At 74.7% G+C, this 10,994-nt stretch carries 9 protein-coding genes and 1 pseudogene; 9 read left to right on the forward strand and 1 reads right to left on the reverse strand.

What is annotated here, in order from left to right; translation table 11 throughout:
- Positions 1-42: 42 nt before the first annotated feature.
- From EAD89_RS28200 to EAD89_RS28230, 7 genes are all read left to right on the forward strand, one after another.
- Positions 43-498 carry a BlaI/MecI/CopY family transcriptional regulator gene (locus EAD89_RS28200; protein ID WP_121677821.1) on the forward strand — a complete coding sequence of 152 codons (456 nt, stop codon included), beginning with the start codon at positions 43-45 and terminating at the stop codon, positions 496-498.
- A gap of 10 nt (positions 499-508) precedes the next feature.
- Positions 509-1,414, forward strand: coding sequence for a M56 family metallopeptidase (locus EAD89_RS28205; protein WP_121677822.1), 906 nt, complete (start codon positions 509-511; stop codon positions 1,412-1,414).
- A gap of 326 nt (positions 1,415-1,740) precedes the next feature.
- A complete protein-coding gene (locus EAD89_RS28210) occupies positions 1,741-2,991 on the forward strand; it encodes a cytochrome ubiquinol oxidase subunit I (protein WP_121652295.1) in 1,251 nt (416 codons plus the stop codon).
- Positions 2,992-3,001: 10 nt separating this feature from the next.
- Positions 3,002-4,009, forward strand: a complete 1,008-nt coding sequence (locus tag EAD89_RS28215) for a cytochrome d ubiquinol oxidase subunit II (RefSeq protein WP_121677823.1) — start codon at positions 3,002-3,004, stop codon at positions 4,007-4,009.
- Positions 4,006-5,682 (forward strand): thiol reductant ABC exporter subunit CydD, encoded by a 1,677-nt coding sequence (gene cydD / locus EAD89_RS28220; protein ID WP_121677824.1) that lies wholly within the window; start codon positions 4,006-4,008, stop codon positions 5,680-5,682. Before EAD89_RS28215 ends, cydD begins: the two co-directional genes overlap by 4 nt.
- Complete coding sequence (gene cydC / locus EAD89_RS28225) at positions 5,679-7,583, forward strand: thiol reductant ABC exporter subunit CydC (protein ID WP_121677825.1); 1,905 nt, start codon at positions 5,679-5,681, stop codon at positions 7,581-7,583. The genes cydD and cydC overlap by 4 nt, the downstream gene beginning before the upstream one ends.
- Before the next feature lie 70 nt (positions 7,584-7,653).
- A complete protein-coding gene (locus EAD89_RS28230; RefSeq protein WP_121677826.1) occupies positions 7,654-8,328 on the forward strand; it encodes a permease prefix domain 1-containing protein in 675 nt (224 codons plus the stop codon).
- A gap of 104 nt (positions 8,329-8,432) precedes the next feature.
- Here EAD89_RS28230 and EAD89_RS28235 read toward each other — a convergent pair whose 3' ends face one another.
- Entirely contained in the window at positions 8,433-8,774 is a 342-nt protein-coding gene (locus EAD89_RS28235; protein ID WP_121652172.1) for a PadR family transcriptional regulator, read from the reverse strand.
- A gap of 170 nt (positions 8,775-8,944) precedes the next feature.
- Here EAD89_RS28235 and EAD89_RS28240 point away from each other — a divergent pair, with 170 nt between their 5' ends.
- Both EAD89_RS28240 and EAD89_RS28245 read left to right on the forward strand, forming a co-directional pair.
- The gene (locus EAD89_RS28240) at positions 8,945-9,907 is read left to right on the forward strand and encodes a DNA primase (RefSeq protein WP_121677827.1); all 963 of its coding nucleotides are present in this window, start codon (positions 8,945-8,947) and stop codon (positions 9,905-9,907) included.
- A 39-nt stretch (positions 9,908-9,946) separates the two neighbouring features.
- A pseudogene (locus tag EAD89_RS28245) lies at positions 9,947-10,994 on the forward strand (transposase); the annotation flags it as partial.

Genomic DNA, 10,994 nt, shown 5'->3' on the forward strand with positions numbered 1-10,994 from the left:
GGCTTGTGGGTTTGGGTCTACTACCGGGGGTAGGATTGCGGGGTGACTCGGTTGGGCGATCTTGAGCGTGCGGTGATGGACGTGCTGTGGGACGTGGTCCAGGGCACGTCGAACGGGGTGACCGTGCGCGAGGTGGCCGACGCGCTCGACGGCCGCGAGCTGGCGTACACCACGGTGATGACCGTGCTGGACCGGCTCGCCGGCAAGGGCATGGTGCAGCGGGAGCGCGAGGGCCGGGCCTGGCGGTACCGGCCGGCGGCCAGCCGCGAGGCGCACATCGCCCAGCTCATGCTCGACGCCCTCGACCTGGGCGGCAGCCGCGACGCCGCGCTGGTGCGCTTCGCCCACTCGGTGACCGGCACCGAGGCCGAGGTGCTGCGCGCGGCCCTGGGGAGCGAGGCCGGGCTGACCGGGCCCGACTCCGCCGGCGCCGAGTTGACCGACCGGGTGGACGGGCCGCCGAGCCGGCGGCCGGCCGACGAGGCAGCGGAGCGGTAGGGCCCGCGCCATGGCCTACACCGTGCACTTCGCCGCCACCATGCTGGCGTGCTATCTGACCGCTCAGGTGTTGGCCAGCTCCACCTGGACGTGGCGCAGCCCCCGGGTGGCGATCGTCTGCTGGCAGGCGGTCGGACTGGCGCTGGGCCTCTCGGCGATGGGCCTGCCGATGGCGCTCGGGTTGGCCGCCTACGACCTGCCGACCGGGAGCGCCCTGCTCGCCCTGGCCAACGACCTCGCCCACGGCACGCTGCCGGTCGGGGTGACCGCCTTCCATCTGGCCAGCGTCGGAGTGGGCTTCGGCATCGGCGCGGTGCTGGTCACCACGACCGTGCGCAGCATCCACGGCACGCTACGCGCCCAGCGCCGCCACCGGGACCTGCTCACCCTGGTCGCCCGGAACGACCCGGCCGCGCCCGGCGCGCTGGTGCTCGACCATCCGAGCGCGGCCGCGTACTGCCTGCCGGGGGTGAAGCCGCAGGTCGTGGTCAGCGCGGGCACGCTGAGCCTGCTGGACCGGGCCGAACTCGCCGCGGTGCTCAGCCACGAGCGCGCGCACGCCCACGAGCGGCACGACCTGGTGCTGTTGCCGTTCACCGCGCTCTGCCGCGCGTTGCCGTGGTTCCGCTGGGTCCGCGACGCGCACGAGCGGGTCGCCCTGCTGGTCGAGATGCGCGCCGACGACAAGGCGCGCGAGCTGCACGCCGACGCGCCGCTGGCGGGCGCGCTGCGCCGGTTCGCCGCCGCCGGTCACCGGATCACCCCGGCAGGCGCGCTGGGCATGGGCGACCGCGACCTGGACGTACGCGTACAGCGGCTGCTGGTCAGCGACCGGCCGCCCCGGGTGCTCGGCGCCACCGCCCTCGCGGTCGCCACCACGCTGGTCGCCCTTCCGATCACTCTCTTCCTGAACTGACCTCAGCCGCGGCCCTCCCGCACCAGGACCGCGCTCGCCCTGCCGCCTCGCCCTGCCTCGGTCTGCCTGCCTCGGCCTGCCCGCCTCGCCCTGCCTGCCTCGGCCCACCTCGGGGTGACTGCGTCAAGATCACGCTCGATCCAGGATCGAGTGGCATCCCCCGACCGCGAGGCAACTACATCCATGATCGAGCAACCCCCCACCTTCAACCCACACCTACTACGTTGTGTCGTAGAGTTGTCTACGACAAGACGTAGTAGACAACGTGTAGGGTAGCTACGTGTAGGGTGGCTACGATAAGCGAGCCAACCTACGGAGGGCCGGTCATGGACACGCTGCTCCTCGCCCGCCTGCAGTTCGCCACCACCACCTCGATCCATTTCCTGTTCGTGGTCGTGACGCTCGGGCTGGTCACCCTGCTGGTGGGGATGCAGACCGCCTGGGTGCTCACCGGCAACCCGAAGTGGGAGCGGCTCACCCGGTACTGGGGCCAGCTCTACGTGATCAACTACGTGCTCGGCATCGCCACCGGCATCGTGATGGAGTTCCAGTTCGGGCTGAACTGGAGCGGCCTGTCGCGCTACGTCGGCAACGTCTTCGGCGCGCCGCTGGCCATCGAGACGCTGGTGGCGTTCTTCCTGGAGTCCACGTTCCTCGGGATGTGGATCTTCGGTTGGCACCGGCTCCGCAAGGGCGTCCACCTGGCGCTGCTCTGGGGCGTGGCGCTCACCGCGTACGCCTCGGCGTTCTGGATCCTGGTGGCCAACTCGTGGTTGCAGAACCCGGTCGGGTACGAGGTCCGCGACGGAATCGCCCACCTCACCGACTTCGGCGCGCTGCTGACCAACCCCAGCCTCGGCATGGCGTTCGGGCACGTGGTCTCGGCCGCGCTGCTGGTCGGCGGGATGCTGATGGCGGCGGTCAGCGCCTGGCACCTGATCCGGCGTACCCCCGACTTCGTGCTCTTCCGCACCTCGCTGAGGGTCGGTCTGGTCACCGCCGCCCTGGCGATCACCCTGGTGCAGGGCTTCGGTTTCGCCCAGTTCGGGCCGGTCGGAGAGGTGCAGCCGACCAAGTTTGGCCAGGGCCCGGAGGCCCAGGCGCTGATCACCGAGTGGACGGCCCGGTTCGGCCCCGGCGACTACACCCCACCTGTGCTGGCCAGCGTCGGGCTGGGCTTCATGATCCTGATCGGCTTCACGCTCGGCTGCGTCTGGCTGCTGCTCCCGCTGCTCTTCCGGGACTGGGTCATCCGGCTGCGCTTCCCGCTCTGGCTGGTCCTGCTCGCCCTGCCGCTGCCCTTCGTCGCCGTGATCCTCGGCTGGATCGCCCGGGAGGTCGGCCGCCAGCCCTGGGTGGCGTACGGGCTGCTCCCCACCGACCAGGCGGTCTCCCCGGTCGGCGCACCGGTGATGCTCACCTCGTTGATCGGCTTCAGCCTGCTGCTGGGCACCCTCGCCGTCACCAACTGGGTGCTGCTCGCCCGGCACGCGGCCCGCGGCGCGGCCGACCCGCCGCTCGGCCGCCCGCCGGCACCGCCGACCGAGCCGGCCCACCCCGAACCCGCCCTCGCCTGAGGAGATCACCGTGGACCTCGCCTGGTACGCCCTGCTCGGCCTCTTCTTCGGCGCCTACCTGGTGCTCGCCGGCTACGACTACGGCGTTGGGCTGCTGCTCGCCCGCGGCGGTGGCCCGGCCGGGCGGCGGGCCACCCTCACGGCGCTCGGCCCGTTCTTCCTCGGCAACGAGGTCTGGCTGGTGGCCGCCGTGGGCATCCTCTTCGGAGCCTTTCCGGTGCTGGAGGGCGAACTGCTCTCCGGGTGCTACCCGGCGGTCGCCGGCGCGCTGGTCGGTGTGGTCCTGGTGACCGCGGGCGTGCAACTGCGCAGCCGCCCGACCGACGAACGGGTCCGCGCCCGCTGGGACCGGGTGGTGGTGGTCGGCAGTGTGCTCGCCGCGCTGGGCTGGGGCGTGCTGCTGGCCGCGCTGTTGCAGGGTGTGCCCCGCGAGGCCGACGGGCACGTCGCCGGGGTGTCGCACCTGGCCACCCCGTTCGCGGCCGCCGCCGGCCTGGCCATGCTCGCCCTGGTCGCGGTGCACGGTGCGACGTTCCTCACCCTGCGGCTGCCGGTCGCCGACGCCGCCGTGGTCGGCCGGTTGGCCCGGCGGCTGGTGCCGGTGGCGCTCAGCGCGGTCGCCCTGGCCACCGTCGTGGGGCTGCTCTCCGCCCGGGTACGCGACGCCGTCCAGCGGCCGGCGGTGGCCGTACTGCTGCCGTTGCTGCTGGCTGCGGCGCTGCTGGCGGCCCGCGCGGCGCTGGCCCGACGGCGGCCGGGGTGGGCCCTGGTCGCCACCGGCGCGGCGCTGGCGCTGCCGGTGGCGCTGGTCGGCGCGGCCCTCTGGCCCTACGTGCTGGTGTCCACCACGGACCCGGGCGCCTCGCTGACGGTGGCCGACGCCGCCGCCAGCGCGCCGACGCTGCGCCTACTCGGCTGGGTGGCGCTGCCGCTGCTGCCGGCCCTACTAGGCTTCCAGGCGATGTGTTGGTGGGTTTTCCGAGGACGGACCGACGGCAGAGCACCGGTGTACTGGTGAACCGCCGTCCCTTCGACCCGCGTCTGCTGCGCCGGGTCCCCGCGGCCCGGCGCGATCTTGCCGTGCTCGCCCTGCTCGGCGTGCTCGCCGCCGGGCTGATCGTCGCGCAGGCCACCGCGCTGGCGGCGGTGCTGGCCACCGCCGTCGACGGCCGCCTGGACCGGCCCGCGCTGGCCGGCTTCGCGGTGGCGGTCGCCGCCCGTTCGGCGCTGGTCTGGGCGCAGGGCACGGTCTCCGCGCGGCTCGCCGCCACGGTCAAGGCCGCGCTGCGGGCCGACCTGCTCGGCGCGGTGGGCCGACACGGCCCGGGCTGGGTCGCCGGGCAACGGGCCGGCCAGCTCGCCACGCTGGCCGGGCGCGGGCTGGACGCGTTGGACGCGTACTTCACCGGATACCTGCCCCAGCTGGTGCTCAGCGTGACGGTGCCGGTGGCCGTGCTGGCCCGGGTCGTCTTCGCCGACTGGGGCTCGGCGGTGATCATCGCGCTGACCCTGCCGCTGATCCCGGTCTTCGGAGCGCTGCTCGGCTGGCAGGCGCAGGCCGCCACGGAGCGGCAGTGGCGGCGGCTCTCCCTGCTGGGCGGGCACTTCCTGGACATGGTCGCCGGGCTGCCCACGCTGCGCGCGTTCGGCCGGGCCCGGGCGCAGACCGAGGTGGTCCGCCGGATGGCCGACGGGCACCGGGTCGCCACCATGAAGACGCTGCGGATCGCGTTCCTCTCCGCGCTGGTGCTGGAGCTGGTCGCCACCCTCTCCGTGGCCCTGGTCGCGGTGCCGGTCGGCATCCGGCTGCTCGGCGGCGGGCTGGCCCTGCAGACCGCGCTGCTGGTGCTGCTGCTCACCCCGGAGGCGTACCTGCCGCTGCGGGCCGCCGGCAGCCGCTTCCACGCCAGCATGGAGGGGCTCACCGCGTTGGACGAGGCGCTCACCGTCTCCGCCACGCCCGTCGCACCCCGGGCCGCCGAGGGCGCGGCCACCCCGAACGGGCGCGGCGAGATCCGCTTCGAGTCGGTGACCGTGGAGTACGAGCGGACGACCGCGCTGCGCGACGTGACCCTGACCGTCCGGCCCGGCGAGCGGATCGCCATCATCGGTCCCAGCGGCGCCGGCAAGAGCACCCTGCTCGGCCTGCTGCTCGGCTTCGTGACCCCGACCGGAGGCCGGATCACCGTCGACGGGGTCGACCTCGCCGCCGTCGACCCGGACGCCTGGCGCCGCCAGCTCGCCTGGGTGCCGCAGCGGGCCCATCTCTTCGCCGCCTCGCTGGCCGACAACATCCGGCTCGGCGCGCCGGACACCCCACCCGACGCGCTCGCCACCGCGGTGCACGACGCGGCCCTGGACGACGTGGTGGCCGGCCTGCCGGACGGGCTGGAGACGCTGCTCGGCGAACGTGGGCACGGGCTCTCCAGCGGGCAGCGGCAACGGGTGGCCCTGGCCCGGGCGTTCCTCCGGGACGCCCCGGTGGTGCTGCTCGACGAGCCCACGGCCCGACTGGACACCGCTGCCGAGGCCGTGGTGCTCGACGCCACCCGCCGGCTGGTCACCGGGAGGACCGCGCTGCTGGTCGCGCACCGGCCGGCGCTACTGGCCGACGCCGACCGGATCCTGCGGATCGAGGACGGTCGGGTCACCGAGCTGACGCCCGAGCCGACCGGGAAGGCGACCCGATGAACGCGGCACCTGAGCCGACGGGCGACGGGCCGGGCCCACTGGCCGAGGCACCGCAAACGGTCGTCGACGCGGTCCCGGACGGACGGGCGAGCGCCGAGCGGACGGTGCTGCGTCTGGCGCGGCCCTATCTGGGCCGGCTCGTGGGCGCGGGACTGCTCGCCGCCGCCACCGAGTTCGCCGGGCTCGCCCTTATGGCCACGGCGACCTGGCTGTTGATGAGCGCCGCCGGCCAGCCTCCACTGGACCGGCTCACCGTGGCGATCGTCGCCGTCCGGGCGCTGGCGATCAGCCGGGGCGTGTTCCGCTACACCGAACGGCTCGCCGGGCACGACGCGGTCCTCCGCATGATCACCGACGTCCGGGCCCGGGTCTTCGCCACCCTCTCCGCCCGCCGCACCGCCGTACACCGCTCCGGGGACGTGCTGAGCCGGCTGGTCTCCGACGTCGAGGCGGTCCAGGATCTCCTGCTGCGGGTGCTGGTGCCGGGCTCGGCGGCGGCACTGGTCGGCGTGCTGGCGGTGGCCGGCGCGGCACTCATCTCGCCGCCGGCCGCCGGGGCGCTCGCCGTGGGGCTGCTCATCGCCGGGGTGGCGTTGCCCGCGCTCGCCACCGCGGTCACCCGGCGCAACGCGGCGGAGGTGGCCCCCCTGCGCGGCGCGCTGGCCACCGACGCGATCGACCTCACCCACGGCGCCGCCGACCTGGCCGCGTTCGGCGCGACCGACGCCGCCCTGCACGCCGCCGAGCAGCGGGCCACCCGGCTGGCCCGGCTGGAACGCGGACTGGCCGCCACCGGGTTCGCCGTCGACGCGGCCGGGGTGCTGGTCGCCGGGCTGACCGCCGTCGCGGTGGTGCTGGCCGCGCTGGCCGCGGACGTGCCGGGGGTGCTGGTCGGCGTCCTGGCCGTCGGCACCCTGGCCGCCGTCGAGGTGGCGCTGGCCCTGGTCTCGGCCGCCCGACAGTGGACTCAGCTACGGCCGGGCCTGACCCGGGTGGCCGCCCTGCTCGACGCGGACCTGCCGACTCCCCCGTCCGCCGCCGCGGATTTGCCGACTCCCCCGTCCGCCGTCGCGGACCTGCCGACGCCCGCACCCGCCGTCGTCAGCGCGAACGGAACCGGTGGCCCGGGCCGGGGCGGGGCGCACGAGCTGCGCTTCGCCGAGGTGACCGTGCGGTACCGGGCCGGCGCCGCGCCCGCGCTCGACCGGGTGAGCCTGGACCTGCCCGCCGGGCGGCGGGTCGCGGTGGTCGGCCCGAGCGGAGCCGGCAAGAGCACGCTGGCCGCCGTGCTGACCGGCGCGGTCCGGCCCGCGTCCGGCCGGGTCACGCTGGACGGTCACGACCTGTCGACGTACGCCGAGGAGGAGCTGCCCCGCGCGGTCGGCGGGCTGCTCGCCGAGGCGTACGTCTTCCACGCCACGGTGCGGGAGAACCTGCTGCTGGGCCGCGCCGGAGCCGGCGAGGAGGAGCTGGTCGCGGCGACCGCCGCCGCCGGCCTGCTGGAGTGGGTACGCGCCCAGCCGGCGCAGTGGGACACGCTGGTCGGCGAGGAGGGCGGCCAGCTCTCCGGGGGCCAGCGGCAACGGCTCGCGCTCGCCCGGGCCCTGCTCGCCGCGCCGCCGGTGCTGGTGCTCGACGAGCCCACCGAGGGGCTGGACCCGACTGCCGCGGACGCCGTTCTCGCCTCCGCGCTCGCCGCCACCCCCGCCGGGCACTCGGTGCTGGTGATCAGTCACCGGCTCAGCGGGCTGGCCGAGCTGGACGAGATCGTCGTCCTCGACGGCGGCCGGGTGATCCAGCGCGGCCGGCACGCCGAGCTGGTCACCGCCCCCGGCTGGTACCGGGACCAGTGGCTGCTCCAGGCGGCGGCCGAACGCGGGTACCTGGCTCTGCGCCCCTGACCGGGCTCTCCGGGACGGACCAGGGTTCTCCCGGACGTCGGCATGCCGGCGTCCGTGGCAGGGTGGTGCCATGCCGCGCTCTGAGGACGTGTTGGTGGAGGAGCACCTTCGGGAGCTTGCTGCCCGGTTGCACGGGCCGACCCGACTGAAGTCGGACCTGCTCACCGAGGCGCGGCACGGCCTGTTGGACGCCGTCGAGGCGTACCGCGAGGGTGGCGTGCCGCCCACCGAGGCGCAGCGGCGCGCGGTGGCCGAGTTCGGCTCACCGGCGCAACTGCTCCCCTCCTGGCAGGCCGAGCTGGCGGTGGGTGCGCTGCGTGGGTTCTCCCTGCGGATGCTGGCGATCGCCGCGGTGGGGGTCATCGCCGGCGACCTCACCTGGCAGGGGTCGAGCTGGAGCGGCGGCTCCCGGCCGCCGGCGGTCTACCTGCTGCTCTCCACCTCGGTCGAATGGATCTGGACCGGCTCGCTGCTGCTCGCGGCGGCCGGGCTGCTGGTGGTGGCGGCGGGCGCCCGTTCGCCGCGACCGGGTCTGGCGGCGGCGCAGCGCGCGGTGGGCGCCGGCCTGACCGGCGCGGTGGCGCTGGGCATGCTGGCCGGCACGGCCCTCTTCGCCTGGTCGTTCGGTCTCTGGGATGCGGCGCTGCACTGGCCTCCGATGATCATCGGAGGCGTGCTTGCCGGTGGCGCCTACTTCTCGCTCGTCCGCGCGGCGCGCGGCTGGCTGCGGGCCACCACCCGCTGAACCACGGCGACCCACCGCACGCCCGTCCGTCCACGGCGGTGCGTGCGTGGCTGCCGACCGGTGGGCGCACCGGGCCGGACGGACCACGGCCCGCAGAGCCGCTCTCAGGCCGGGGTGCCGGGTGGGCTGCCGGGGTCGAGGAACCGGCCGACCGTCACGCGGAACTCGTGCCAACCCGCGCGCTCCCCGGCCAGCGCCCGCCGGCCGGCGTCGGTGAGCTCGTACGTCCGCCGCTCCCGGCCGTTGACGGTGCTCCAGGTGCTCGCCACGTGCCCGGCGCGCTCCAGCCTGCGCAGCGCTGGATAGATGGTGCCGGTGGGCAGGTCGAGGCTGCCGTCGCTGCGCGCACGCAGCGCCTCGATGATGGCGTACCCGTGCAGCGCGCCCTGTTCGAGAACGGCGAGCAGCAGCGCGTCGAGATGGCCGTGCAACTCCTGGGCCTTCATACGTAGCTACGCTACTTGTCGAATCGCCGACGCGCCACCGGCGGCAACCCCCGATGACCCGCAGGCCCGAACCGGTGCGCCACACGGCCTCCGGGGTGCGGGCACCGGTCACCCAGGACCGCCGACTAGGGTATGTGCCCAGAGTCACTCGCCGTCCGAGACGCCGGCGGGTGGGCAACCCGAAGCACACGGAGGTCAGCGTGGCCCGCCAGTCGCCCCAACGGCCCGACGCCGACGAGCCTGAGCTCGACGACAGCACCGGCCCGGCCGAGCCAGATCAGGCCGACGAGGCCGAGGAGGCCGACCGCGGGTCGGCGTCGCTCGACCGGTCGCTCTGGGACGAGCTGCGCATCGAACCGGTGGAGATCGCGCTGCCGGCCGGCGTCGGTTTCACGCTGCGGGCGTACCGGCCGGCGGGGGCGTTGACCCCGACCGACGTGACCGAGCGCGACCAGGACGACCCCTTCCTCGCCCGCCGTCAGGTCATCGAGGAGGAGGAGGACGACGACGAGACCGTCGTCATCCTCGACGAGGAGATGGCCGAGGAGTTCGCCGAGAGCGACGAGGACGCGGAGTCCCGCCGTCGCCGGGACGGCGACACGGACGCCGACGAGGCGGACGAGGGCGCCACGGACGAGGCGAGCAACGAGGAGGTGCCGGTCTTCCTCAGCCACCGGGGCAAGCTGCTGCTGTTCAAGACCCCCGAGTCGTTGGTCAGTTTCATCCGGTCCGGCGCGCCAAATGATCTGTCCCAACTGGACAGCTGGAATGAATTGTCCGAACGGGTGGAGCCGGCCGACATCGAGCCGCTCGACGAGGACAACTACGAGCTCGACCTCGTCGTGGAGAACCTGCGCGGCGGGCACGACACCTGGGATTCGACCCTGCTGATCAAGGCCGGTGAGGCCGCACGTGACCTGGCGTACGCGTTGCGGCTGCCTGCGGTCCTGGACATGCTCTCCGCCGGCTCCAGCCTCGACGACCTGGACGAGGCGCTGCGGGCTACCGCCAACGGCGGGATCGGCGGTTTCATGGGCCGGCGACGGCTGAAGAAAATCGGGGCACAAACCGCAAGTTTGGGTTGGCGCACCATTGTCGGCAAGATCTCTGCGGTCGTGGACTGGCGCGACTGACCCGTACCGGGGAGCATCAGTTGCTGGCAGAGGAAAGACCTGTCCCGGGAGGAGGACGACGCCGTGGCGCTCGTGCGCGTGTACTGCGGTCTGGCCTCGGCGGATCCGGCTGACCGACCGGCCTCGGCCGGTTCGACGCTGACGTCCGCTGTGGTCGACGACGCAGGCCGTCTGCTGCATGTCTGCGAGATCGGCGACGACGCGGCTGGCTACGCCCAGCTCGTCGCGCTGCTCGTGGAGCGGTCGGGCGGGCCGAGCGGTGCGGCCATCGCCGCCGACAGCGACGACCACACGGTCATCTCGCTGCTGAGCGCGGCGGGTCGGCCACTGGCGATCGCGGACGACGACTCGGTCGACGACTTCGCCGAGCGGTTCGCCGACGACGACTCCCTGGAGGAGATGCAGTCGCCGCCGGCCGAACGGCGGGCCGTCGGTCTGGCCCGCGCGTTGCAGGCGGGCGCGCTCTCCGCGGTCACCCTGCCGGCACCCCGGGACCTCGCCGGCTACAAGCAGGTGCTCTCCGCGCACGCCGCGCTGGCCAGCGGCCGGCACTCCGCCGCCGTCGCGCTGCGCGAGGTGCTGCGCGAGCTCTACCCGGCGGCGCTGCGCGCATATCCGGACCCGGCCGAGCCGGTCTCGCTGGCGGTGCTGGACGCGCTGCCCGAGCCGGGCATGCTCGGCGGCACCGTGGCCCGGGGCCGCGAGGTCTCGGTGGCGGCGGACGCCATCGCCGCGCACCTCGCCGCGGACGGTGTGGCCGACGCCGACGAGATCAACGAGGCGGTCACCGCGCTACGGGTCGCCATCACCGAGACGCCCCGCCGCGCCGCGGTCAACCGGGCGCTCACCTCCGCGGTGGCCGAGACGGTGCGGCAGGCGGTCGCTTCCGTGCGGGCCTGCGACGCCGGGTGCGAGGCGCTGGTCAGCGCGCTCAGCGCACGGGCCAGCGCGCCCGCGCCGGCCGCCGGCCGCCGCGCCGCCGCCCGCCGTGGCGAGTCGGTCGGCGAGCTGGCCGGCCTCTCCAACACCAGCGGCGGACTGCGCACGGTCCGGCCGGCCCCGGCCGCCGCCGAGCCCGCGCCCACCG

The organism is Micromonospora sp. BL4 (assembly GCF_003667505.1).
Taxonomy (GTDB): Bacteria; Actinomycetota; Actinomycetes; order Mycobacteriales; family Micromonosporaceae; genus Micromonospora.

Bases quoted from the DNA above. Each gene is read 5' to 3' on its own strand.
- EAD89_RS28205 (WP_121677822.1), top strand. From the start codon at position 509: ATGGCCTACACCGTGCACTTCGCCGCCACCATGCTGGCGTGCTATCTG.
- EAD89_RS28210 (WP_121652295.1), top strand. From the start codon at position 1,741: ATGGACACGCTGCTCCTCGCCCGCCTGCAGTTCGCCACCACCACCTCG.
- cydC (WP_121677825.1), top strand. From the start codon at position 5,679: ATGAACGCGGCACCTGAGCCGACGGGCGACGGGCCGGGCCCACTGGCC.
- EAD89_RS28230 (WP_121677826.1), top strand. From the start codon at position 7,654: ATGCCGCGCTCTGAGGACGTGTTGGTGGAGGAGCACCTTCGGGAGCTT.
- EAD89_RS28235 (WP_121652172.1), bottom strand. From the start codon at position 8,774: ATGAAGGCCCAGGAGTTGCACGGCCATCTCGACGCGCTGCTGCTCGCC.